At 69.7% G+C, this 21,861-nt stretch carries 19 protein-coding genes, 1 tRNA gene and 5 pseudogenes; 9 read left to right on the top strand and 16 right to left on the bottom strand.

What is annotated here, in order from left to right:
* Nucleotide 1 precedes the first annotated feature (1 nt).
* From IEZ05_RS10730 to IEZ05_RS37210, 4 genes and pseudogenes are all read right to left on the bottom strand, one after another.
* Nucleotides 2-73 (bottom strand) — tRNA-Gly (locus tag IEZ05_RS10730).
* Between the two features lie 143 nt (nucleotides 74-216).
* Nucleotides 217-345 carry a hypothetical protein gene (locus IEZ05_RS36920; protein WP_308426913.1) on the bottom strand — a complete coding sequence of 43 codons (129 nt, stop codon included), beginning with the start codon at nucleotides 343-345 and terminating at the stop codon, nucleotides 217-219.
* Nucleotides 342-485 carry a hypothetical protein gene (locus IEZ05_RS37215; RefSeq protein ID WP_189229767.1) on the bottom strand — a complete coding sequence of 48 codons (144 nt, stop codon included), beginning with the start codon at nucleotides 483-485 and terminating at the stop codon, nucleotides 342-344. The genes IEZ05_RS36920 and IEZ05_RS37215 overlap by 4 nt, the downstream gene beginning before the upstream one ends.
* Nucleotides 485-671, bottom strand: a pseudogene (locus IEZ05_RS37210) (IS701 family transposase); the annotation flags it as partial. The pseudogene IEZ05_RS37210 and the gene IEZ05_RS37215, both read right to left, overlap by 1 nt.
* A 327-nt stretch (nucleotides 672-998) precedes the next feature.
* Between IEZ05_RS37210 and IEZ05_RS10715 the strand changes: the two are divergent.
* Nucleotides 999-1,358 (top strand): hypothetical protein, encoded by a 360-nt coding sequence (locus IEZ05_RS10715; protein WP_229869656.1) that lies wholly within the window; start codon nucleotides 999-1,001, stop codon nucleotides 1,356-1,358.
* Nucleotides 1,359-1,362: 4 nt separating this feature from the next.
* Here IEZ05_RS10715 and IEZ05_RS37060 read toward each other — a convergent pair.
* Nucleotides 1,363-2,236: pseudogene (locus tag IEZ05_RS37060) on the bottom strand (IS5 family transposase).
* A 115-nt stretch (nucleotides 2,237-2,351) separates the two neighbouring features.
* Between IEZ05_RS37060 and IEZ05_RS10705 the strand changes: the two are divergent.
* Nucleotides 2,352-3,181 (top strand): annotated as a pseudogene (locus tag IEZ05_RS10705) (IS5 family transposase).
* An 18-nt stretch (nucleotides 3,182-3,199) separates the two neighbouring features.
* Here IEZ05_RS10705 and IEZ05_RS10700 read toward each other — a convergent pair.
* The 3 genes and pseudogenes from IEZ05_RS10700 to IEZ05_RS10690 form a co-directional block, all read right to left on the bottom strand.
* A complete protein-coding gene (locus IEZ05_RS10700) occupies nucleotides 3,200-3,661 on the bottom strand; it encodes a hypothetical protein (protein WP_189229766.1) in 462 nt (153 codons plus the stop codon).
* Between the two features lie 128 nt (nucleotides 3,662-3,789).
* Nucleotides 3,790-4,230, bottom strand: a complete 441-nt coding sequence (locus IEZ05_RS10695; RefSeq protein WP_189229765.1) for a nucleoside deaminase — start codon at nucleotides 4,228-4,230, stop codon at nucleotides 3,790-3,792.
* Nucleotides 4,227-5,039: pseudogene (locus tag IEZ05_RS10690) on the bottom strand (LLM class flavin-dependent oxidoreductase). The gene IEZ05_RS10695 and the pseudogene IEZ05_RS10690 overlap by 4 nt, the downstream one beginning before the upstream one ends.
* Nucleotides 5,040-5,132: 93 nt before the next feature.
* Here IEZ05_RS10690 and IEZ05_RS10685 point away from each other — a divergent pair.
* The 3 genes from IEZ05_RS10685 to IEZ05_RS10675 all read left to right on the top strand — a co-directional run bounded on the left by IEZ05_RS10685 (nucleotide 5,133) and on the right by IEZ05_RS10675 (nucleotide 7,121).
* Nucleotides 5,133-5,582, top strand: coding sequence for an Lrp/AsnC family transcriptional regulator (locus IEZ05_RS10685; RefSeq protein WP_189229764.1), 450 nt, complete (start codon nucleotides 5,133-5,135; stop codon nucleotides 5,580-5,582).
* Between the two features lie 346 nt (nucleotides 5,583-5,928).
* The gene (locus IEZ05_RS10680) at nucleotides 5,929-6,258 is read left to right on the top strand and encodes a hypothetical protein (protein ID WP_189229763.1); all 330 of its coding nucleotides are present in this window, start codon (nucleotides 5,929-5,931) and stop codon (nucleotides 6,256-6,258) included.
* Nucleotides 6,259-6,272: 14 nt separating this feature from the next.
* The gene (locus IEZ05_RS10675) at nucleotides 6,273-7,121 is read left to right on the top strand and encodes an SDR family oxidoreductase (protein WP_189229762.1); all 849 of its coding nucleotides are present in this window, start codon (nucleotides 6,273-6,275) and stop codon (nucleotides 7,119-7,121) included.
* A gap of 64 nt (nucleotides 7,122-7,185) precedes the next feature.
* Here the strand turns inward: IEZ05_RS10675 and IEZ05_RS10670 are convergent, their stop codons facing one another.
* The 4 genes from IEZ05_RS10670 to IEZ05_RS10655 form a co-directional block, all read right to left on the bottom strand.
* Nucleotides 7,186-7,416, bottom strand: a complete 231-nt coding sequence (locus tag IEZ05_RS10670) for a hypothetical protein (RefSeq protein WP_189229761.1) — start codon at nucleotides 7,414-7,416, stop codon at nucleotides 7,186-7,188.
* Nucleotides 7,417-7,846: 430 nt separating this feature from the next.
* On the bottom strand, nucleotides 7,847-8,764 hold the full coding sequence (locus tag IEZ05_RS10665; protein ID WP_189229852.1) for an NAD-dependent epimerase/dehydratase family protein: 918 nt from the start codon (nucleotides 8,762-8,764) through the stop codon (nucleotides 7,847-7,849).
* A gap of 23 nt (nucleotides 8,765-8,787) precedes the next feature.
* Nucleotides 8,788-9,204 carry an aldehyde dehydrogenase family protein gene (locus tag IEZ05_RS10660; protein WP_189229760.1) on the bottom strand — a complete coding sequence of 139 codons (417 nt, stop codon included), beginning with the start codon at nucleotides 9,202-9,204 and terminating at the stop codon, nucleotides 8,788-8,790.
* 360 nt (nucleotides 9,205-9,564) lie between these two features.
* Nucleotides 9,565-10,485, bottom strand: coding sequence for an acetoacetate decarboxylase family protein (locus tag IEZ05_RS10655; protein ID WP_189229759.1), 921 nt, complete (start codon nucleotides 10,483-10,485; stop codon nucleotides 9,565-9,567).
* 297 nt (nucleotides 10,486-10,782) lie between these two features.
* Between IEZ05_RS10655 and IEZ05_RS10650 the strand changes: the two genes are divergently transcribed.
* The 3 genes and pseudogenes from IEZ05_RS10650 (at nucleotide 10,783) to IEZ05_RS10640 (ending at nucleotide 13,428) form a co-directional block, all read left to right on the top strand.
* Complete coding sequence (locus IEZ05_RS10650) at nucleotides 10,783-11,757, top strand: alpha/beta hydrolase (RefSeq protein WP_189229758.1); 975 nt, start codon at nucleotides 10,783-10,785, stop codon at nucleotides 11,755-11,757.
* A 165-nt stretch (nucleotides 11,758-11,922) separates the two neighbouring features.
* Nucleotides 11,923-12,615: pseudogene (locus IEZ05_RS10645) on the top strand (type 1 glutamine amidotransferase domain-containing protein); the annotation flags it as partial.
* 33 nt (nucleotides 12,616-12,648) lie between these two features.
* Nucleotides 12,649-13,428, top strand: a complete 780-nt coding sequence (locus IEZ05_RS10640) for an SDR family NAD(P)-dependent oxidoreductase (protein WP_189229851.1) — start codon at nucleotides 12,649-12,651, stop codon at nucleotides 13,426-13,428.
* Between the two features lie 87 nt (nucleotides 13,429-13,515).
* On the opposite strand, the gene IEZ05_RS10635 is transcribed toward IEZ05_RS10640, so the two are convergent.
* The 3 genes from IEZ05_RS10635 to IEZ05_RS10625 all read right to left on the bottom strand — a co-directional run bounded on the left by IEZ05_RS10635 (nucleotide 13,516) and on the right by IEZ05_RS10625 (nucleotide 19,428).
* Complete coding sequence (locus IEZ05_RS10635; protein WP_189229757.1) at nucleotides 13,516-15,687, bottom strand: ATP-binding SpoIIE family protein phosphatase; 2,172 nt, start codon at nucleotides 15,685-15,687, stop codon at nucleotides 13,516-13,518.
* 61 nt (nucleotides 15,688-15,748) lie between these two features.
* Complete coding sequence (locus IEZ05_RS10630) at nucleotides 15,749-17,926, bottom strand: SpoIIE family protein phosphatase (RefSeq protein ID WP_189229756.1); 2,178 nt, start codon at nucleotides 17,924-17,926, stop codon at nucleotides 15,749-15,751.
* A gap of 14 nt (nucleotides 17,927-17,940) precedes the next feature.
* The gene (locus IEZ05_RS10625; protein WP_189229755.1) at nucleotides 17,941-19,428 is read right to left on the bottom strand and encodes a long-chain-fatty-acid--CoA ligase; all 1,488 of its coding nucleotides are present in this window, start codon (nucleotides 19,426-19,428) and stop codon (nucleotides 17,941-17,943) included.
* 145 nt (nucleotides 19,429-19,573) lie between these two features.
* Here IEZ05_RS10625 and IEZ05_RS10620 point away from each other — a divergent pair, with 145 nt between their 5' ends.
* A complete protein-coding gene (locus IEZ05_RS10620) occupies nucleotides 19,574-20,767 on the top strand; it encodes a PucR family transcriptional regulator (RefSeq protein ID WP_189229754.1) in 1,194 nt (397 codons plus the stop codon).
* Nucleotides 20,768-20,795: 28 nt separating this feature from the next.
* On the opposite strand, the gene IEZ05_RS10615 is transcribed toward IEZ05_RS10620, so the two are convergent.
* Nucleotides 20,796-21,764 carry an NAD(P)H-quinone oxidoreductase gene (locus IEZ05_RS10615; protein WP_189229753.1) on the bottom strand — a complete coding sequence of 323 codons (969 nt, stop codon included), beginning with the start codon at nucleotides 21,762-21,764 and terminating at the stop codon, nucleotides 20,796-20,798.
* Nucleotides 21,765-21,861: the final 97 nt, after the last annotated feature.

Here is a 21,861-nt window from a genome sequence, read left to right as displayed (position 1 = left end):
GCCGACGTGGCGGGTGCTGCCCCCGCGCCCTCCGGGTAGGAAGCCCGGCGCTCTGCTGCTGAGCTACACGTCGATGGGGCCGAGCGTAGGCGCCTGTCGCCGGTCGGACAAACGGATTTCGCAACGGACAGGGAGCGTCGTGCGAACACGACGTGCCCTGCGAGAGGTGCGGCGACACCCGTCAGGCTTGCTTGACGAAGCCGTAGTTGAGCAGCGTCACCGCGTCCGACCTTGCGGGTCGTGGCGATGGTGGGGGGCGAGGGTGACGCCGTAGACCGTCTTGCCGCTGCGGGTGGCGGAGAAGGCGAGGCAGTACCCGGCCTCCAGGCCGGAGCCGGTCTTCACACCCGTGCATCGGTGAAGAAGCCGAGCAGCGGATTGGTGTTGGTCCACGGGGCCATCGTACGGACGGCGCCCGTGCTGGTGATCGTCCGAGCCGTTGACGACCTGGTCTTGCCGATCGTGCAGAACGTGTGCTCCGTCATCGCGCTGCGGGCGGGTTGTCGCCGCAGGAGTGGCGTTCCCATGCCTTCGGGTGCATCGGCGACTGCCTGGTCGATACGGCTGAATGGACCGTGAAGGTGCTGGGACTTCGGCACGGCCAGGACGTAGCCGATGCCGGCTTCTTCCATGGCGCGACGCATGCGCCATTCCTTTCCGTAGGCACAGTCACCCGGGTGTAGAGGTCGGCCAGGCATTTGCAGGCGTCGGCCAGGTTCGTACAGAAGCCGCGGGCGGGCGAGGGTGCCGGGGGTGAGGGGTGCTCCGCCGCGGGTGTGGTGGCCTGGAGTGGGCGGTCCGCTGGGTCGGGGTGCGGAGTTGGTGGGCAAGACGCTGTCGGCTTTGCGTTTGTGGTGGGCGTGCTTCCACGCCTTCTGGGCGGCTGTGCAGTCGGGGACGGGCAGGAGACCGCCGGGTGGGCGGCCAGGAGGGCTAGGGCATGTTGCGGAAGTGCACCGCTGGGCAGCTGAATCCTGTGGGTCGGTACAGTCGCGTGCATGCTTAAGCCAGTGCTGCGTGTAGTTGAAGCGGGCGGTCGTACCGTGGACGATCCGACCGAGGAGGCTGTCCATGACCTGCTGTCTGAGATGAATCTGTCGCACCGGTTTGTGATCCTGAAAAGACTCGATCTGGAGCCTGTGGATCAGCACTACATTCAGGTGTACCTGAACGACGACTTCAGCTACCAGGTCGAGTACCGTGAAGGCAGTGCAGACAAGCACTACCAGGCCCACGTTCCAAGGCTCCATGAAGTGTTCGGCCCGGAAGAGTCGACCGCCAAGGTGATGATGGACTGGGCTCACGATCGACAGGGATGGCGGGAGGCGTTGCCGTGGACCCCCATGCCTTTTCAGTGAAGGATTACAGCCACTCGTTGATCGCCGCGACCAGGACTGTCGCCTCGTAGCGGACGGCGAGCTTGTCGTACCGCTTGGCGACAGCGCGGTGCCTCTTGAGTCGGTTGATCCCGCACTCGACCGCGTGACGCTGGCGGTAGTCGGCCGGGTCAAAGTGCGGCGGCCGACCGCCGCGGGAGCCGCGTTTCTGGCGGTTGCGTGCCTGGTCGACCTTGTCCGGGATGGTGCAGCGGATCCCGCGGCGACGCAGATAGGCACGGTTCCTGCGGGAGGCGTACGCCTTGTCAGCACTCACTCGATCGGGACGCACACGTGGCCGGCCTGGCCCGAGGCGGGGTACTCGGACCTTGTCCAGCACTGGTTCGAACTGCGGCGAGTCCCCGCGCTGCCCGGCCGTGATCACGATCGACAGGGGCTTCTGGCCCTGCTCGACGGCCAAGTGCAGCTTGGTAGTGAACCCGCCACGCGAGCGTCCCAGCCCGTGATCACAGGGCTCGATGAAGACGCCACCGGGGGGTCCTTTTGCAGGTCGCCCTGCCTGCGGGCCCCGGCCGCGTGCTGGTGGGCGCGGCAGACTGTGGAGTCGACGCTCAGGTCCCACGTGATCGCCCCTTTGCATCGGCCAGGGACTGGAGCCGGGTGAGGACCCTGTGCCAGGTTCCGTCTCGCTGCCACCGGCGGAACAGGTCATAGACCCGGCTCCACGGTCCGTACTCGACAGGAACGTCCCGCCACGGAACACCGGTCCGGACCCGGAACCGTACGCCGTCGATCAGTCGCCGCCGGGGCCAGACGGGCGGCCGCCCTGCCCTGGCTCCCTTCGGCAACAACGGCTCAAGCACCGCCCACTGCTCGTCCGTGAGATCTCCCCGACCCATGAACGTGATCATTCACAGCCCGAGATCCACTTTCGATACACGGCCTAGAGCGTGTCTCTTTGATCGGTTGATCCGTTGATCGGACGTGTCTGTCCGGCTAGTGATCACCGATGCGATGTGGGACCGGATGGAGCCGCTGATGCCGGCCGATCCGGTCCGTGGTCGGCGGTGGGCCGATCACCGCCGAACCGTGGAGGCCATCGCGTGGAAGTACCGAACCTGCTAGCCCTGGCGGGACCTGCCCGGTGAACTCGGCTCGTTTCAGACCGCCCACAAACGGCTGATCAGATGGGCCATAGACGGCACCTGGGAACGCATCCTTACCGCGGTCCTGGCAGAGGCCGAGGGTGCTGACGACATCAGCTGGACCGTGTCGGTGGACTCCACCGTCTGCCGGGCTCACCAGCATGCCGCCGGAGCGAGGAAAAGGGGGCTCCAGGCCGGGCCGAACCCGACGATCACGCGCTCGGCCGCTCCCGCGGCGGCCTGAGTACGAAGGTCCACCTCGCCAGCGACGGCCAAGCACGACCCCTGGCCCTCCGCATCACCGCAGGCCAGGCGGGCGACGCCCCAGCCTTCGAGACCGTCATGGCCGGCATCCGGGTTCTGCGAAGCGGCCCCGGAAGACCGAGGACCCGTCCCGACGCCGGGCTGGCGGACCGCGCGTATTCATCCCGCGCGATCCGAAATCACCTCCGTCGACGCGGAATCCGCGCTGTCATTCCCCAGCCGTCCGACCAGATCGGCCACCGTCTGCGGCGAGGCCGCGCTGGTGGTCGCCCACCGGCTTTCGACGCCGAGGCGTATAGGCAACGCAACGCGGTCGAGCGATGCATCAATCGGCTGAAGCAGTGGCGCGGCCTGGCCATGCGAACGGACAAGCTTGCCATCGCCTACCAGGCCGCACTCCACCTTGCCGCCATCCTCATCTGGGCACGGCGGTGACGATGAAGGGACGGCCTTTCAGTCGTAGAAGAACAGCTCAAGGTCCTCGATCGACCCCGGCCCGGTGAGGAAGCCCTCAGCCTTCGCGATCTGGTCCTCTGACGGCAGTTCGCCCTTCAGGAGCCGCTGCATCCAGATTTCTCCCTGCTCGCCGACCGCGTAGATGCCAGACAGCAGCTCGGTCATGCCAGCAGGGTTCGACGGGATGCGTCCGGCGACCGGTTGGAGCACCCAGCCGCCTGATCTGGCCGCGAGCCGCATCACCCCGGCCCAGTTCGCGATCCTCCCGATGCGTACGTGCCACGAGTCCTCGGTGAACGGGGCCATCCGCCCACCATGAAGAGGGTTGGTGGCGGCAGCGATGTCCTTGATGACTTGGCGTTCCACGGCGTCACGGACCCAGCGCCCTTCCTGCGCTTCTTCGATGGCGGCCTCCCACCACTTCCACCCGCCGTCGAGTCGGTCCTCGAATGTGTCCATGTGGACAGGCTTCCATGCGCGATGCCGCAAGCATTCAGGGGGCGCAGATCAGTGGATCGACTCATCAAGGAGACAGGCTCTAGGGCATGTCGATTCTCTTCGGGTGCCGAACGCACTGCCGGTCGTGGTCATCGGGTGGGCCGGTAATAGGCCGCTACGGGGTCGCGCGCCTCTTCGTGGAGGGCCGGACCGTCGTGCGGCACCGTCGGCCAGGCGCCCGATGGCGGGTTGAGCGCGACGAGTTGCTCGGTCGACAGCGCGTAGACGACCCGGCCGATGCCGGAGCGCACGATGCCGCCGTCGCACATGCCGCACGGCTGGCAGCTGGTGTACAGGGTGCAGTGGGCAGCCGTGTCCGGGTCGAGTTCGCGGGCCGCCCAGCGGGCGAGCTTCAGTTCCGGGTGGGCGGTGATGTCGTTGTCCCGCTGGACCGTGTTGTGGGCTTCCGCGAGCACGGTGGCGTCCGGTCCGGCCACAAGAGAACCGTACGGGGCGTCGCCCAGGGTGAGTGCGTGGGCGGCGATGCCGATGGCACGCCGCAGAAGGGCCTCGTCGGCCGAGGTGATCATGTTCGAGTGCTCCAGTGGGTGGCCACGGTGGTCAGTGCCCGCCATGCCGCGTCGGGCCGGCGGGTCTCTTCCGGGTCTGCCTGGTAGGGGTCGAGTACGACGGTGTCCGCGCCCAGCAGGCGCAACTGGTCGAGGTCGTCGAGGATCTGTTCGACGGTGCCCACGCCGGCGGGCCGGTCGCAGGCGTCGACCGGTGCGCTGGTGACGCGCAGGGCGATGCGGGGCGCGAACCCCGGCAGCGTGTGCCGTCGCAGGATCGCGCGCATCTGGGGGAGGGAGAGCCGCAGCGGGTGCCAGGCGTCACCGAACCTCGCGGCGCGCCGCAGGGCCGCCTCGCTGTGGCCGCCGATCCAGACAGGAACGTGGCCCTCCTGGTGGCCCGCGTCCCAGGCTTACCGGAGGATGCCGAGACACTCGTCGGTCAGTCGGCCACGCGCGGTGAAAGGCACGCCCAGCGCCTCGAATTCCTGCCGGGCCCAGCCGACGCCCGCCCCGAGGACGAAGCGACCACCGCTGAGTTGGTGGAGGTTGGCGGTCATGCGGGCCACCAGCAGGGGATGCCGGTACGGCAGGACGAGCACGGTCGTGCCCAGCCGCACCGTGGTGGTGAGAGCGGCCAGCCACGACAGGGTGGTGAACGGCTCGTAGAACGGCTCCGGGTATCGCTCGGCCACGTCCGGGGTGATGGCCACATGATCCGACACCATGAGGGCGCCGAAGCCGAGGCCCTCCGCGAGCCGCGCCCATTCACGCAGGATGCCGGGATCGGTCCCGGGGCCGAAATTCGTTACATTGACGCCGAGTTGCATGGCCCGAGGCTATTGCGGTGATCACGGCTCGCGGAACCGAAAGCTCCCTGGATAGCTGCTGCTTCTCCGTGATTTTGTTGGTACTTTCGCTGCATGGCCGGGAATCTTGACAACGTCGACTGGGCGATCCTTGAACAGTTGCAGCGGGAGGCCCGCATCTCCCTCAGCGAACTGGGCCGCCGCGTGAACCTCAGCCCATCGGCCACCACCGAACGCGTCCGCAATCTGGAGGCGTTGGGCATCATCACGGGCTACCGTGCCGAGATCGACCTGGCCAAGGTCGGCTACCCCGTCCTCGCGGTTGTCCGCCTCAAATATCCGGGCAACCGCCACGAACCGCTGCGCCGTCTCCTCGCTGAACGCCGCGAGATCCTGGAGTGCCTGCGCACCACCGGAGACGACTGCTACACCCTGAAGGTGGCCGCGACCTCCATGGAACACCTGGAGACCCTCATGGACGAACTCGCCGGCTTCGGCAGCACCACCACGAGTGTCGTCTACAGCCAGACTCTCCCCTACCGCGGCCCCATCGCCCCGAACTGACAACCGGCCCGCCATCCGTCCGTGGCCGCATCAGCAGTCGTCCGGAACCCTGTCTCTGTGCTCTGCGTCTGCCCCGGCCCCACAACTCGTCCGGCACCAGCAGGCGCCGGGCGCACGGGGGGCTGCAGTGCGGTGGTAGAGGTGCGGCGCCGCGGGGGCGGGGCCATGGCCGGGGACGGGGTCGGTCCAGGAAGCCAGTGAGGATGGTGTAGCCGCGTCGGCGGGTGAAGCCGGCAGTGGGGGTGAGGCGCTTGATGGCGTACTCCAGGCGGGGTCGTGGTCGGTGAACAATCCGGTGGGCGGGAAGTCGACGGCCGGGCGGGGCAGGCTGGTATAGCCGCGGGCGGTGAAGAAGCGTCTGTTGCCGTACTCATGGCGCAGCGTCAGCGTCTCGCCGACCGCCTCACGTCCTACGCCCGCCAAGCCGACAGCGAGGAAGCCATGTCGTGAGACAGCACATCTCGTCCTGGAGATCGGCGCCGGTTTCCACACCCCCGGTGTCATTCGCCTGTCCGCCGAGCGCGTCGCACAGAGCCGCCCCCACACGCGTCTGATAGGGATCAACGACGGGTATCCGGAGGTCCCTCAGCAGCTCGCCGGCCGTGCCCTGTCCATCGCTCTCTCCGCGGACCGGGTGATCTCCCCGCTCGCCCGCCCGCAGTCGCCCAACCAGTAGCAAGGAGAACCACGATGGCTCCCACCGAGGCCACCTTCGCCGTTACCGGTGCCTCCGGCCGCCTGGGCGGACGCATCGCCCGCCGACTGGCTGACGCGGGGATCGCGCAGACCCTCCTGGCCCGCACCCCTGCCCGTGCGCCCCAGCTGCCGGGCGCCACCGCGGTACCCGGCGACTACGCCGATCACGACGCCGTCCTGCGGGGTCTGCGCAGCACGGACCGCGTCCTGATGGTCTCCGCCTCGGAGACCCCCGACCGCCTTCAGCAGCACCGGACCTTCATCGACGCCGCGGCCCGGGCCGGCGTCGCGCACCTGGTGTACATCTCCTTCTACGGAGCAGCACCGGACGCAACCTTCACCCTGGCGCGTGACCATTGGCACACCGAACAGCACATCCGCGCCAGCGGGCTGCCCTTCACCTTCCTGCGCGACAATCTCTACGCCGACTTCATGCCCGCCCTCGTGGGCGAAGACGGCGTCATTCGCGGCCCCGCCGATGACGGGCGGGCCGCCGTGGTCGCCCAGGACGACATCGCCGACGCCGCCGTCGCGGTACTGCGCGAGCCGACCCCGCATGCGGGTCATGTCTACGAGCTGACAGGGCCCGAGGCGCTCACCATGACTGAAGTGGCCTCCACGATCAGCACGGTCACCGGGCGGCCCGTCTCCTATGTGCCGGAGACGGTCGAGGACGCGTACGCCTCCCGGGCTGGCCACGGTGTCCCCCGCTGGCAGCTCGACGCGTGGGTCTCCACCTACACCGCGATCGCCGACGGCTCCCTCGCCACCGTGACCACTGCCATCGACGACCTGACCGGTCACCCCGCCACACCACTGGAGCGCGTTCTGCGTACCGGTTGAAGCAGGCTGTCCCCTCGCCATGCCGTCCAGCTCGGAGCGGATGGAGGCCCGGGCCGGAGTTCGGTCAGACGGTGACCGGGGGTTCCCGGTCAGTGCGTCCAGCGCCTTCCTGGGTGCGGCGCAGGCGCCGGGGCCCGATGGTCTCGCTCAGCTCGCCTGCAGGCGCTGAGGGCGAAAGCGGGGCGAGGGTGACGAAGTCGAGGTGGTCCGTGATGGGGCTCCGGACGGTGAACGGCCCGGAGACGAAGACGCCCTGCTTGACGACGGTGGTACAGGAGTCCGCGGCGGCGGCCATAACGCTCGGCCGGGCACCCGCATCCCGAGGCGGGGAGGCGGGGGTTCCGCAATGAGGACCGTGACGGGCCGGAGGCTTAGCCGGCAATCAGCCCGTACGCGGCGGCCCCGGAGGCGGCAGGCAGCGCGAGCGTGCCCGCCCCGGGGGCCGGGCGCTGGCAGCGGGGCTTATCTCTCCCGCCGGTCCGGGTCGCGGGCGAAAGGGTTCTGATGGTGGGCGACCGCGGTCAGTAGCGGCGGTGTGTGGAGCGTGCCCGTCAGTCGTCGCCGTCGGGGTGGGCACGGCGGGGGCCGGCCGCCGGAACGACTCTTTCGACCCGGCCCCCTACCTCTCCGCCGAAAGCGCGCGCCACCACGGCGTAGGCGCACAGGGTCGCAGAAGGTGTCCCGCCGGTCCGGTGTCGCTGGAGCCGGCGGGAGCGAGGAGGAGCTCAGCCGAGGATCTTGGCGATGCCCTCCTCGTAGGAGGTGACGCTGAAGTCGGGGAAACGCGTCGTGAACTTCGAGACGTCGAAGATGTTGTCACCGCGGTAGCGAGGCAGCAGCTCCTTGACCTCTCCGAGCGGCCCGACGAAGCGCCCGCCGACGGTGAACACGGCCAGCGGCAGCACGGTGTACCGGATCCGGCGACCGGTGATCTGCGCTGCGACTTGGATCATCTCGGCGTAGGTCAGGCGGTGCGGGTCGATGGGCAGGTGCCAGGTCTGGCCGTAGGCGTCCGGGGTGTTGCCGATCAGGGCCATGGCCCGGCTGGCGTCCGGCGTCCAGATGAGGGACCGGACGGTCTTCGCACTGACGGGGACGAAAGGCCGCTTGCCCGCCTTGATCCGGTCGAAGACGAGCGAGTTGGTCAGACTCTTGGTCTTGCCGGGGCCGTAGAACTCCGGCGCGCGGCAGATGACCGCGTCGACGGATCCGGCGCTCATCGCGTCCAACAGCATCGTCGCGATCTGCGCGCGCACCCGGCCCTTGCGGCCGTTCGGTACGAAACCGGTCGACTCGGTCTGCGGGGTGGTCGTCCCCGGGTACATGTACGTGTTGTCGAAGAACACGAGCTTGGTGCCGTACTTCGCGCAGGCGTCGATGACGTTGCGCATCATGGCGGGGAACTGCTGCTCCCACAGCTGCGAGTCCATGGGCAGGCCCACGGTGAGGTAAGCGACCTCGCTGCCCTCGACGGCCCGGTCCGTGGCCTCGGGGTCGGTCAGGTCCGCCTTGACGAGCTGATCGGCGTCGTGGATCTTCTTGGGGTTGCGACTGACCAGCCGGATGTCGTGCGTGAAGTTGCGGTACAGCTCACGAGTGAGCTCTTCGCCGATCGGCCCGTTGGCGCCCAGGACGGTATGCATGGAATTCATCACTCTTTCGTGTCTTACTTGATGCCCGGAAGACGCTTGAGGATCTTCAGGCCCGCGGAAACGACGCGGGCGTAGACGGGGTCCACCCCATCGGGTGCTCCGACGGGAATCACGCGCTCGACGGCGACGGTCTGGGAGTCGGTGTACTTCAAGATGCCGTGCTCGCCGTGACGACGGCCAAGGCCAGAGGCCTTCATGCCTCCCATGGGTGCGTCGACCGAGCCCCACGCCGCGGCGTAGGCGTCGTTGACGTTGATGGTTCCGGCCTGCAGTCGCGCCGCGACCCGCCGTCCGCGGCGCTCGTCGGAGGTCCACACGCTGAAGTTCGGGCCGTACTCGCTGTCGTTGGCCCTGGCGACGGCCTCGTTCTCGTCGGCGACGCGGTACACGGAGGCGACGGGCCCGAAGGTCTCGTGCGCGTACACCTCCATGATGTCGTCGCCTTCTGGTCGCTGCGGGCCCGCTTGGCCGCGGCCACGATGTCCTCCGGCGTGCCGTGGGGGACGGTTCCGAGCACGTCACCCGTCATGGCGTTGGTGACGCCCTGGGTGGACGTGGGATCGGCGACCTGCACGCGTCGGGCCAGGGCCTCCAGGCGGCGGGAGTCGATGCGCGGTGTGCTGCGGTGGATGGAGGAGGTCGTAGTCATGCCCTTGCCCTTCCGATGAGTCAGGGAGTCGGGGAGTCGGCGAGAGGAACCGGACGCAGCCGTCCGCCGACGGCGATCCGGCCCGGACGGGTGACCCTGCGACTATCGGCTGTCGGCTGTCGACTCGATGCGGCGGACAAGGTCAGCCGATGGAGATGACGGTGGGCATGTGCAGGGCGAGCTGTCCGGTCGTCATGACGTCCAGGCGCAGGTTGCGCACCGGGCTCAGGGAACGGAGGTCGTCCGACAGGCGCCCCTCGCCGAGCGTGAGGTCGATGTCGCGGGGAAACATCTGCGTCCCGGAGGACAGGGCGTTTGTCTGGCTGAACGTCGTGTGCCAGCCACCGCCGAACTCGGTGTAGGAGTTCAGGGAGGACACCGCGGTCCCGCTGCGGTGCTTCGTCTGCCGAGGCGTCGGCGCCCTCAGCTCGAGGTCGGTCCCGCCCGCATCGTTGGTGATCCGCCCGAAGGTCGTGCGGTCGTCGATGTCGATGGCGATCTCGGTCACCCACTTCGGGAAGCCGTACCCGTCGTGGCCACGCACCTGGGCGATGTCGGTGTTCACCGGCAGTGAGAGGACGTACGAGTCGAGGTGGTCGTTCTTCAGTGCCGCCAGGAGGTCGACGGCGCCGAGACGGCCGTACCGGGCGGGCTTGACGGCGATGCCGACGGCGGCCTCGGTGGAGAAGTCGATGTCGGCCACGTCGTAGCGGAAGAGCATGACGGAGACCAGGCCGAAGCCGGGTGCGATCTGCAGCGGCTCCAGCTCTCGCGGGAGCCGGCGCCGTATGGCGCGGGTGCGGGCGATCATCGTCAGCCGGGCGTTCGACATCGCGTAGGAGAAGTTCGGGGTGAAGGTCGACCCGATGTTCGACTGCACCTGCACCTTGGGCTGGTTCCTGAAGAACTCGACCCCGGCCACGCGAGGATCCCTCGCCACCTGATCGAGGTCGGCCTGCATCCGGTACCGGTCGAACAGACCACCCGCCGGAACGCGCACGGTGCGCTCACCCAGAGTGACCTCGACCGTGTCCTGGGCCTTCGACGCCTGCCTGTCGTCCATGGCGGCTGCTCACATCCTTGTCCCGGTCTCAGCGACTGCCAACAACCGTACACCCAAATGTTTGCGGTGCTCACTTCGGTGGTGGCGTCCGCTGCCGCGGTCGGGGGCGCAACTGACCTCGCACTCCCATCTTCGGCGCGACCGTCACCGCCTGCATGCGGGACCGGAAGGCGGGTTTTGCAGCAGGGATAGGGGAGGCGAAGCATGGAACCCGGCACGAAGGCGCTGGGCAGGCGCGAGCACAGTCTGCCTCGACCACGCGAGCAGGGCACGTGTGTGTCCGTGAATGGAGTGGACATGACCGATCTTCCCCCTCCGATCACCCCGTACCTCGAACCGGCCGCGAAGGAGCTGTGCGAGGCCACAGACCCTCACCCCCGGATCTACGAGGTCCCTCCGGAGAAGGGCCGCGACATCCTGCTCGGTCTCCAGAGCGACCAGAGCGTGCCCCGGCCCGACGTCGACGAGGAGTGGGTCGACGTGGACGCCGGCGAGTGGGGCACGGTCCGCACCCGAATCATCCGCCCCAAGGGTGCCACCGGGCCGCTGCCGGTCGTGGTCTACATCCACGGCGCCGGCTGGGTCCTCGGCGACGAGAAGACCCACGACCGGATCTTCCGCGAACTCGTCGTGGGCGCCGGGGCGGCGGGCGTCTTCCCCGTCTACGACCGTGCGCCGGAAGCGAAGTACCCCACCCAGGTGGAACAGAACTACGCCGTGGGCCAGTGGGTCCATCAGCACGGCGCGGAGCACGGCCTGGACACCTCCCGCATCGCCGTCACCGGCGAGTCGGTCGGTGGCTGCATGTCCGCGGTGTTCGCGCTGATGAACAAGGAACGCGGCGGCATCGACCTCAAGGCGCAGGTTCTCCTCTACCCGGTGACCAACGCCGACTTCGACACACCGTCCTATCTCCAGTTCGCCGAGGGCTACTACCTCACCCGCGACGGCATGAAGTGGTTCTGGGACGCCTACACCAGCGACGACTCCCAGCGCGCCGAGGTGTACGCCTCCCCGCTCCAGGCCTCCCTCGACCAGCTCCGCGGGCTGCCCACCACCCTGGTCATCACCGACGAGGCCGACGTACTGCGCGACGAGGGTGAGCAGTACGCCAACAAGCTCCGCGAGGCCGGCGTCGACGTCACGTCCGTCCGGGTCGCGGGCATGGTCCACGACTTCCTCCTCCTGGACAGCCTGCGCGACACCCGCGCCGCCAACGTCGCCCGCAAACTCGCCGTCGACGCACTCAGGACGGCTCTCCACGACGACTGAGGGCTCCTCCCGTCAGCCGCCTGGCCTGGCACGCGTGCCGCGCCGGGCGGTCCTGCGCTCGGCGCGGCCCGGGAGGGGTGACGCGGTCGAGCTCGACCGGCGGGTTGCCGCAGGGAACGTCGTTCGCATGAACGTGTGCCGAGACCGCATCGAGAGGAACACCCCATGATCCGCGTGCTGTTCGTCGTTTCCGCCGCCGACGGGTGGACCCTGGCAGACGGGACCGTTCACCCCACCGGCTACTGGGCGGAGGAGGTCGCCGAGCCCCACCGCGTCTTCCGCGAGGCCGGATGGGACATCACCGTCGCGACCCCCGGCGGCGTCGCGCCCACCCTCGACGAACTGAGCCTCGGTCCGGCCGGCGGCCTGCCGGGCACCCGCAAGAAGGTCCGCGCCTACCTGGACTCGATCGCCGACGAACTGAACCACCCGGTCGGCCTCGACAGCGTCGACGAGTCCCAGTACGACCTCGTCTTCTATCCCGGCGGACACGCCCCGATGGAGGATCTCGCGGCCGACCCGGTCTCCGGGGAGCTGCTCACCCGACGTCTGGCCTCCGGCCGGCCCCTCGCCCTGCTGTGCCACGCCCCTGCGGCCATTCTCGCCGCGCGCGATCCCGACGGCTCGAATCCCTTCGCCGGCCGACGCATGACGGGCCTGTCGAACACCGAGGAACGCCTCAACCGCTTCTCCCGCAAGGCCAAGTGGCTTCTCGAGGATCGCATGATCGAGGCCGGCGTCCAGTACGACAAGGGCCGCGTGCCGCTGCGCCCGTACGTCGTCGTCGACGGGAACCTGTACACGGGCCAGAACCCCCAGTCCGCCACCGCCCTCGCCACCAGGCTCGTCGAGGCGCTCCGGACACCGTCCACGACCACCGGACGACGGCCGCTGTCCTACCGGGGGACGACCGTACTCGTCACCGGAGCCAGCTCCGGTCTGGGCGCCGAGCTCGCCCGCCGGCTGGCCGCGCGGGGCGCGAACCTGGTCCTGGTCGCCCGTCGTCGTGAGCGGCTCGACGGACTAGCCGCCGAGCTGGCCAGGATCCACGCCGTCCGGGCCGAGGCCGTCACCTCCGATCTGGCGGCCCCCGGAGCGTCGGGACGGCTCGTCGCGGACCTGGACGCGGCCCGGATCACCGTGGACTCCCTGGCGAACTGTGCGGGTTTCGGCCTCGGCGACGACTTCGTCGACGAGGACCCGGAGCGGATCTCCTCGCTGATCTCGGTGAACGTGACGGCGTTGACGGAGCTGACCCGTCTGCTCCTGCCGCGTCTGCTCGCGTCGGGGCGCGGGTTCCTGTTGAACGTGGCGAGCACCGCGGCCTACCAGCCGACGCCGGGCATGGCGGTCTACGGCGCGTCCAAGGCGTACGTCCTGTCCCTCACGGAAGCCATCGCTTCCGAGACGCGCGGCAGCGGCCTGCGTGTGCTGGCCATCAGTCCCGGCCCCACCCGCACGGAGTTCTTCGACGTCGCGGGCGGGGAGGGCCTCGCCGTCGGCCGCTTCCAGACCCCCTCGCAGGTCATCGACCTCGTGCTCGACGTCCTGGAGCGACGCAACGGCCCGGCGAGCATCGTCTCCGGATGGGCGAACCGCCTCTCGGCACGTGCCGCCGCTCTCGCTCCGCGCCGGCTGACCCTCGCTGTCGCCCGGCGCACGATCGGCTGACCACGCGGAGACGACAGCCCCTGCCCGGCCACCTCCCGTCCGTCTCGGTGTGCCACCCGGGCCCGCGGCCCCTCGTACCGTGAGCCGTCAGGTGATTCCGTCCGCGGGCGAGCCCGGCAGGAGTTGTTCCGCCCAGATCACCTTTCCGTCGCGGGTGTAGCGGGTGCCCCAGTTGGTGGCGAGCTGGGCGACGAGGAACAGGCCTCGTCCGCCCTCGTCGAAGGTCCTGGCCCTGCGCAGCCGAGGAGCGGTACTGGCGGCGTCCGCGACTTCGCAGGTCAGCGTGGACTGGAGAATCATGCGCATGCTGATGGGCTCTCGTCCGTAGCGGATCGCGTTCGTGACGAGTTCGCTGACGATGAGCTCCGTGGTGAACGCCAGAGCGTCCAGCTTCCACACGGCCAGCTGGTCGGTCACGTACGTGCGTGCTCGGGCGACCGCCGAGGGGTCACACGACAGCTCCAGGGTGCTGACGTGGTCGGCGTGGAGTGCGCGTGTACGGGCCACGAGGAGGGCCACGTCGTCTTTCGGCCGGGACGGCAGCAGAGCACGCAGGAGGCGGTCACATACGTCCTCCAGCGACGGACCGGACCCGCCCAGGACCTGGAGAAGTGTGGACAGGCCGGCGTCCAGGTCGTGAGACGTGCTCTCGACGAGGCCGTCGGTGAACAGGGCGACGAGGCTGCCTTCCGGCAACTCGAACCGGTGGGTTTCGAAGGGCAGTCCGCCCAGGCCGAGCGGCGGGCCGATCGGCGCGTCCACGAAGTGTGCTCGCGCGAGCCGTGCCTCGGCCGTCGGCGACGCCACAGCGGGCAGCGGGTGTCCTGCGCTGGCCAGCGAACACATCCGCGTCACGGGATCGTGGACCAGGTACAGGCAGGTGGCGCTGATCTCGTCGAGGTCCCGGCCCTCCTCGCGCTGGAGCCGGATGACCACGTCGTCCAGGTGGGTGAGGAGTTCGTCCGGCATCAGATCGATGTCCGCGAGGGTCCGCACCGCCGTGCGCAGCCGCCCCATGGTGGCCGCGGCGTACAGGCCACGGCCGACCACGTCACCGATGACCAGGGCCATCCGCGCCCCGGAGAGCGGGATCACGTCGTACCAGTCCCCGCCCACACCGGCGCTCGCGCCGGACGGCAGGTACCGCGCGGCGGTCTCGACGGCTTCGCGCCGCAGGGCGCGGTCCGGGAGCAGGCTCTGCTGGAGGGCCAGGGCGGTGGCGCGCTCGTGGGTGTACATGCGGGCGTTGTCGATGTACACGGCCGCCCTTGAGGCGACCTCCTGGGCCAGAAGCAGATCGTCGTCGTCGAAGGGCGCGGCGTCACGGTGCCGGAAGAACTGCGCGACGCCCAGGGGGCTGCCCCGGGCCCACAGCGGCGCCAGCAGCACCCTGTGGGTGCCGAGGTCGACGAGCGAACTCCTGAAGGCCTCGGAGCCGGCGATCCACGCCGGGATGTCGTCGGACGTGATGCCCTGGCGCACGGGCTGCCCGGCGGCCAGGGCCTTCGCCGGGCCCGACCCCGTCGCGAAGCTGTGCGTGTGGCCGGTGGGAACTCCCTGTGAGTGGCCGTCCAGCGGGTGTTGCGCCACGCGGCGCACGAGCAGGGCGCCGTCCTGTGCGGGAGGCGCGTCTTCTCCTCGCAGTGCGGCTTCGAGGAGGTCGACGGTGACGAAGTCGGCCAGGTGCGCGGTCCCCACTTCGGCCAGTTCCTGAGCGGTGCGGCCGGTGTCCAGGCTGGTGCCGATCCGCCGGCTCGCCTCGTTGACCACCATGAGCCGCCTTTGCAGCCGGTCGTCACGCGCGCGCTGGAACGCGATCACCGCCTGTTCGGAAGTGCGGTCGATGTAGTCGAACGACGCCGCGACCAGCCTCGCGACGACGGCGTCACGCAGCTTCGGGTCGGTGACGAGGCGGGCCGCCTCCCCCTGGACCATGGACAGGGCGGTGGCGTGCCCGACCCGGTAGGCGCGCAGGAGCTCGGTGATCTGTCCGCCGCACTCGGCGAGACGTCTGGCGAATTCGATCGCGGCAGGCGGAGCCTGAACGCCGGCGAGGTCGGCATCTCGCTCCAGCGAGTGAAGCACGGTGTCGATGTGCTGGTGGGCACCCTCTGTGGCGAGTTCGGTGAGGTCGTCGTGTGCCCAGACCGACGGCACCTGCTCGCGCATGCTCGCCACCAGCGGGCCGACCATCTCCCCCACGCGCGGCCTGAGCCGTAGTGCGATGTCCCGCAGCAGGGCATCGACATCAGTCCTCATGGGTCGAATGTAATGGATCGTCCTCACTCCGTGGTGTTGTGGCGATCTGTCCGGGGTCCGGTCACGCCCTCAGGCGAGCGAGGAGGATCGCTACGTCGTCGCGCGAACCGGGGTGTCGCATCCGGTCCAGGAGCAGGTCGCAGGTGTCCTCCAAGCCCGGCGCGGGACCGGTGAGCAGGTCCAGGACGCATTGGATCCGGTCGTCGATGTGGTCGGTCCGGGTCTCCACGAGGCCGTCGGTGTACAGCAGCAGCCTGCTGCCGGCGTCCAGCGTGAGCCGATGGTCGGTGAAGGTGCTGTCGCCGATGCCGAGTGGGGGACCGGGCGGCGGGTCGAGGAGTCCGGCGGTGCCGTCGGGGCCGACCACCACGGGCGGCAGGTGGCCGGCGCTGGCGAACTCGCAGGTACGGGTGGCCGGTTGGCAGGTGAGGTAGGTGCAGGTGGCGAAGGGGGATTCGAGGTCTTCGGCCAGTTGGTCCAGCCCGCGCAGGACTTCGGCCGGCGGGAGACCGAGACGGGACAGCGTGCGGGTGGCGGTGCGCAGCTGCCCCATGGCGGCGGCCGCCGGCACGCCGCTTCCCATGACGTCGCCGATGACGAGCGCGGTCGTGCCGTCCGCCAGGGGCAGCACGTCGTACCAGTCGCCACCGATCTCGGAGGTGTCGTCGGCCGGCCTGTAGCGGGTGGCGATGTCGAGCCCGGGGCGGTCCGGGGCCCGGTGTGGTAGGAGACTTCGCTGCAGGGCGAGGGCGGTGTCGCGTTCGTGCCGGTACCAGCGTGCGTTGTCGATGCTGATGGCCGCCCGGTCCGCGAGTTCGGTGGCGAAGTCGCGGTCCTCCTCGTCGAAGGGGCGTGGATTGTGGACGCGCAGGAGAGACAGGGCCCCCAGGACGCAGCCGTGCGCTCTGAGGGGGACGGCCAGGTAGGAGTGGGCGCCGGCCCGGCCGAGGGTGCCGGAATCGGGCTGGGGGCCGAGGCGCCTGAGCGTCTCGGCCGTCAGGTGCGGCACGAGGACCGGCTTGCCGGTCCTGACGCACTCGGCGACCAGGCGGTCCGCGGCGTAGACGGCTGTCTCGCCTACGGGATCGGCGGCACGGACGGCGTCGGTCGGTGGACGGGCGGCAACGGCCAACGGGCGGAAGGCCGTACCTTGCCCGGTGTCCGGCAGAGCGGGGTCGGCGGCCGTGAAGATGACGTCGAGAACGTCCACCGCGGCCACGTCGGCGAGGTCGTCCACCGCTATGTCGGCGAGTTCGTGCGCGGTGCGCGTGAGATCGAGGGAGGAGCCGATGCGCATTCCGGCATCGGCCAGCGTGGCCAGGCGTCCGCGGACCTGGGCCGCCTCGGCGGCGGCGCGGTGCCGTTCGGTGTCGTCGGTCACGGTGACGGCTACGCCGAGAGTCCGGCCGCGCTGGTCCTGAAGACGGTAGTAGGACGTGGACCAGGCGTGTTCCCGACGGGGGTCGGGGTCGGCCGGGGTGGTGCTGAAGGTGAGCTGGTTCAGCACGGGGACGCCGGTGGACAGGACGCGGCGCATGGCCGCTTCGATGTGGCTGGTGTCCGGGAGGGGAATGACCTCGGCCGGGCGGCGGCCCACGATGTCACGCGCCGTCCTGCCGTGGATCTTCTCCAGCACCGGGTTGACGAGCATGTAACGCAGGTCGGGGTCGAGTACGGCCAGGCCGAAGGGTGCGCTGTGGAACAGGCGCGAGGTCAGCGCCAGACCGGTTTCCAGGTCGCGCAGCTGCGTCTGGTCGGTGGCGACGCCGAGAGCGTAGCTGTGGTGCTGATCGTCCTGGAGCGGCAGGTTGCGGAACTCCGTCTGGCGTACCGTGCCGTCCTTGCACCGGATCGGGAAGCCGCCCGCCCACGACTCCCCGGCCAGGACACGGCTGAACAGGTCGAGCACGCGGGGTTTGTGCACCGGATCCACCAGGAGGTCTGCCGCGTACTGTCCGAGGACTTCGGCAGGGCTGTAGCCGAAGAGGCCCTCGGCCTGCGGGCTCCACAGAACGATCCGGCCCATATCGTCGAGCACCACCGCCGCGACTCCGAGCACGTCCAGCAGCCCGCCGGGCGCGGAGCCGGCGTCGTCATTCCCGGGTTCGGCCGGGCCGGCCACGGGATTGGAGTCCACGTCGACCCTCCTCTGCCCATCCTCCGGGAGTGGGGTGCCACGGCCGGCACACCGCCATCCTCCTCCTTCGTCCCTCCCACCGCATGTCTGCGGGACGGGCATCGAGGGATGCGGCTTCACACCGCCGGCAAGGCGATCTCCCTCTTGAGGATCTTCCCGCTCGGGCCCAGCGGCAGCCTGTCCACCAGCCATACCCGGCGCGGGTACTTGTACGCCGCCACCTGGTCCTTCACGTACGCCCGCAGCTCCTCCGCTGTGGCCCGCTCGCCTGGGCGGAGCACCACCACTGCCGCGATCTCCTCGCCCAGTTCGGCGTGCGGGACTCCCACCACGGCGGCCAGGGCGACGGCGGGATGCTCGTGGAGGACCTCTTCGATCTCGCGCGGGTAGACGTTGTAGCCGCCGCGAATGATCAGGTCCTTCTTGCGGTCGACGATGTACAGGTAGCCGTCCTCGTCCGCCCGGGCGAGGTCGCCGGTGCGCAGCCAGCCGTCGGGGATGGCCGCCTGCGTCTCCGCGGGCCGGTTCCAGTAGCCCTTCATCACGTTCGGGCCCCGGACGGCCAGCTCGCCGATCTCGCCGGGGGCCACGTCCTGGCCCGCGTCGTTCACGAGCCGCACCTCCACGTCCCGGATGGGGGTGCCGATGGAGCCGGCCTTGCGTGGGCGGTCGGGGTGGTTGAACGTGACCACCGGGCTGGTCTCGGACATGCCGAAGCCTTCGAGGACCGGACATCCGAACCGCCGCTCGAAGCCGTGCAGGATCTCCACCGGCAGCGACGCCCCGCCGGAGATGCACATCCGCAGCGTCGAGACGTCGGCCTCCGACGGATGCTGGAGCAGCGCCGCGTACATGGTCGGTACGCCCTCGAAGACGGTCGCCCGTTCGCGGGCGACGGCGTCCAGGACGGCTCCCGGTTCGAAGCGGGGAATGAGGACGAGGGAGGCGCCGCTGCGGACGGCCGCGCTCATGGTGCAGATCTGTCCGAAGATGTGGAACAGGGGAAGGCAGCCCACCACCACGTCGTCCGGGGTCATGCGCTGCACTTCGATGCTGTTGACCTCGGTGTTGTGCCGCAGGCCCGCATGGGTGAGGACGGCCCCTTTGGGGCGGCCGGTGGTGCCGGAGGTGTACAGCAAGACGGCCATGTCCTCGCCGCCCGCGTCGGCGACGCCGGGGAGCGGTTCGTGCCCGGCCAACGCCTCGGCGAACGTGGCGGGTTCGACGGCGGTGTGCCGCACGCCCGCCGCGGCTGCTCCCTTGGCTCCTTCGCCCGGCGCTTGGTGCCATTCGAAAAGCCGTGCCGCGCCGGAGTCGGTGAGGTGGAACTCGGTCTCCCTGGTCTTCAGGAGCGGGTTCATCGGCACGACGACCGCTCCGGCGCGCAGGATTCCGTAGTAGAGGACGACGAACTCGGGCACGTTGGGCAGCATCAGGGCGACGCGGTCTCCGGGCCGCACGCCTTCGGCCCGCAGGACCGCGGCGGCGCGGGCGGTGCGGTCGTCCAGCTCCGCGTAGGTGATGACCTGCTCCCCCAGGCGCAGCGCGGGACGTCCGGGCTGCCGTTGCGCCGTCTCCACGAGGAACCCTGCCAGATTGGCCATGACCCGCCTCCGTAACACGAGAACACTGCATGTTTACATCGCCGACATATTGTCGCCGTCCGTCGGCACGGCATATGGCCGGTACGACAGCGCTCACGCCCCCGAGTTGTTCTCAGCGACAAAACGAGCCCGGTAAGCTGTGGTGATGGATATTTCGGGCGTCGCCGCGGCACTTCATTCGCGGCTCCCCGGGCTGGCCGAGAGAATGGCGCTCCGCATCCGCTCGGAGGTCGACGCGTACAAGGACGAGTCGCTGGTCTCCTTCGAGTCGCTGCGACGCTCCTGTCACGCCAACGCGGACTTCGTTCTGACGCACCTCGGCCGCAAGGACGACTTCGACTCCGGGGCCGCCCATGAGACCGGGCGGCTCAGGGCGGAACAGGGGGTCCCGTTGGCCGACACCCTGCGCGCGTACCGCATCGGCACGGAGCTCGCGTGGACGGAGATCGTCGCGGAGGCGCGCACCCGTCCTGAGGTCTCGGACGATCTGCTGGTCTCGGAGTCCGCTCAGTTCTGGGCGCTGTTCGGCCTGTACGGGGAGGCGATGGCGGGCGCCTACCGGGAGAAGGCCGCCGAGCTGTCCTCATGGGGGCAGGCACGACGTGCCGCCCTGGTGGAGGCGCTGTTCACCGGCGTGGTCACCGACCACACCCTGTGGGAGGCGGCCCGGGAGCTGGGGCTGCCCGAGCAGGGGCCCTATGCCGTCGCCGTCGCGGAGGTCGGCACTCCTGGCGAGGACCCCCTCTCCGGGGCGGAGGCGGCGCTGCGACAGGCGGAGCTTCCTTCCGCCTGGATGCTGCTGCCGGACCAGCAGCTCGCGCTGATCGCGCTGCCCACCACCGCGGCGGAGGACGTCTGCCTGCGCATTCTGCGGCGAGGTCGCGCCCGTGTGGGGTTCAGTCCGTCTTTTCCGTCGCTGCGGAGCACTCCGCAGAACCTGCGCTTCGCCCGGCTGGCCCTGTCCGTGCTGCCGGATGCCGGTCCCGGCGTGGCACGGTTCGACGACAACCCGCTGGCGATGGTCGTCGCGGGGGCTCCCGACGAGGCGGCCCGCCTGGTGCGGGTGACGCTCGGTCCGGTCCTCGACCTGCCGGCCGCGGAACGCTCCCGCCTGCTGCGCACCCTGGAGCACTGGTTCGCCTCCGGCGGCTCGGCCAACGCCACGGCGCAGAGCCTCTTCGTCCACCCCAACACCGTCCGCTACCGCGTCCGGCGTGTCGAGGAACTGACGGGCCGGTCCCTCTCCGACCCGCGCACGACGGCGGACTTCGGTGCGGCGCTCCTGGCGGTCCGCCTCCAGGGGAAGGGGCCCGCCGACCGTCGTGCAAACGCCGGTTGACGCCTCGCAGGACGCTCGGGCCCCTCGGTCAGGCGTTGTCGTCGTTGAGGAGGAGGATCTTGCCGAGGTGACCGCCGGCCTCCAGCAGACGATGACCCTCGGCGGCGTCCGCCATCGGCAGGGTCCGGTCGACGACCAGCTGCACCGTGCCGTTCTCGATCATGGGCCACACGTTCTTCTGCACCTCGGACACGACCTCGGCCTTGTACTCCTTCGAACGCGTCCGCAGCGTCGTGCCGTGCACCGACGCCCGCTTGAAGACGATGTCGGCGAGGTTGAGCCGGCCCTCCAGCCCCTTTTGCAGCCCGATCACCACCAGCCGGCCGTCGGCGGCCAGCGATGCGACGTTGCGCTCCAGGTAGTCGCCGCCCACGACATCGAGGATCACGTCGTAAGGACCGTGCTCGGTGAAGTCCTCGGTGCGGTAGTCGATCGCCAGATCCGCACCCAGCTCCCGGGCCCGGGCGACCTTGTCCGCGCCGCCCACCGTCGTCACCACACGGGCGCCCAGGGCCTTGGCGATCTGGATCGCCATCGTCCCCACACCGCCGGCCCCGCCGTGGACCAGCAGGGTTTCCCCCGCCTTCAGGCCCGCGGTCATGACGACGTTGGACCACACGGTGGCGGTGACCTCCGGCAGACCCGCCGCCTCCGCCAGCCCGACACCCTTCGGGATCGTGAGCAGCTGTCCCGCGGGAACGGCGACCTTCTGCGCATACCCTCCGCCCGTCAGCAGGGCGCACACCTCGTCGCCCACCTGCCAGCCGGTCACGCCCTCACCGATCGCGCTGATGCGGCCGGAGACCTCCAGTCCCGGGTACGGCGACCAGCCCGGCTGCAGCGGATACAGCCCCCACCGCTGCATCACGTCCGCCCGGTTCAGAGCACTGGCCACCACATCGACGACCACCTCACCCGCAGCGGGCGTCGGGTCCTCGGCCTCCACCCACTGCAGAACCTCGGGACCACCGTGCTCCGTGATCGACACAGCCTTCATGACAACTCCGTTCCGACGAACGAGGGGAATGTTTACATCCCATACATTAATCCCCCGAGTGTGCAGTGTCAACATTCTGGGTCAATCACGCCAAAAC

The organism is Streptomyces flaveolus, from assembly GCF_014648815.1.
In the GTDB taxonomy this organism is placed as follows: domain Bacteria; phylum Actinomycetota; class Actinomycetes; order Streptomycetales; family Streptomycetaceae; genus Streptomyces; species Streptomyces flaveolus.
The sequence above is the reverse complement of the archived record's forward strand: the minus strand, read 5'-3'. Positions and strand labels throughout refer to the sequence as shown.

Coding starts and splice junctions, on each gene's coding strand:
- IEZ05_RS10715 (WP_229869656.1), top strand. CDS start 999: ATGCTTAAGCCAGTGCTGCGTGTAGTTGAAGCGGGCGGTCGTACCGTG.
- IEZ05_RS10615 (WP_189229753.1), bottom strand. CDS start 21,764: ATGAAGGCTGTGTCGATCACGGAGCACGGTGGTCCCGAGGTTCTGCAG.
- IEZ05_RS10655 (WP_189229759.1), bottom strand. CDS start 10,485: ATGGACGACAGGCAGGCGTCGAAGGCCCAGGACACGGTCGAGGTCACT.
- IEZ05_RS10625 (WP_189229755.1), bottom strand. CDS start 19,428: ATGGCCAATCTGGCAGGGTTCCTCGTGGAGACGGCGCAACGGCAGCCC.
- IEZ05_RS10675 (WP_189229762.1), top strand. CDS start 6,273: ATGGCTCCCACCGAGGCCACCTTCGCCGTTACCGGTGCCTCCGGCCGC.
- IEZ05_RS37215 (WP_189229767.1), bottom strand. CDS start 485: ATGACGGAGCACACGTTCTGCACGATCGGCAAGACCAGGTCGTCAACG.
- IEZ05_RS10660 (WP_189229760.1), bottom strand. CDS start 9,204: ATGGAGGTGTACGCGCACGAGACCTTCGGGCCCGTCGCCTCCGTGTAC.
- IEZ05_RS10635 (WP_189229757.1), bottom strand. CDS start 15,687: ATGAGGACTGATGTCGATGCCCTGCTGCGGGACATCGCACTACGGCTC.
- IEZ05_RS10630 (WP_189229756.1), bottom strand. CDS start 17,926: ATGCCCGTCCCGCAGACATGCGGTGGGAGGGACGAAGGAGGAGGATGG.
- IEZ05_RS10650 (WP_189229758.1), top strand. CDS start 10,783: ATGACCGATCTTCCCCCTCCGATCACCCCGTACCTCGAACCGGCCGCG.
- IEZ05_RS10700 (WP_189229766.1), bottom strand. CDS start 3,661: ATGGACACATTCGAGGACCGACTCGACGGCGGGTGGAAGTGGTGGGAG.
- IEZ05_RS10685 (WP_189229764.1), top strand. CDS start 5,133: ATGGCCGGGAATCTTGACAACGTCGACTGGGCGATCCTTGAACAGTTG.
- IEZ05_RS10695 (WP_189229765.1), bottom strand. CDS start 4,230: ATGATCACCTCGGCCGACGAGGCCCTTCTGCGGCGTGCCATCGGCATC.
- IEZ05_RS10620 (WP_189229754.1), top strand. CDS start 19,574: ATGGATATTTCGGGCGTCGCCGCGGCACTTCATTCGCGGCTCCCCGGG.
- IEZ05_RS10665 (WP_189229852.1), bottom strand. CDS start 8,764: ATGCATACCGTCCTGGGCGCCAACGGGCCGATCGGCGAAGAGCTCACT.
- IEZ05_RS10670 (WP_189229761.1), bottom strand. CDS start 7,416: ATGGCCGCCGCCGCGGACTCCTGTACCACCGTCGTCAAGCAGGGCGTC.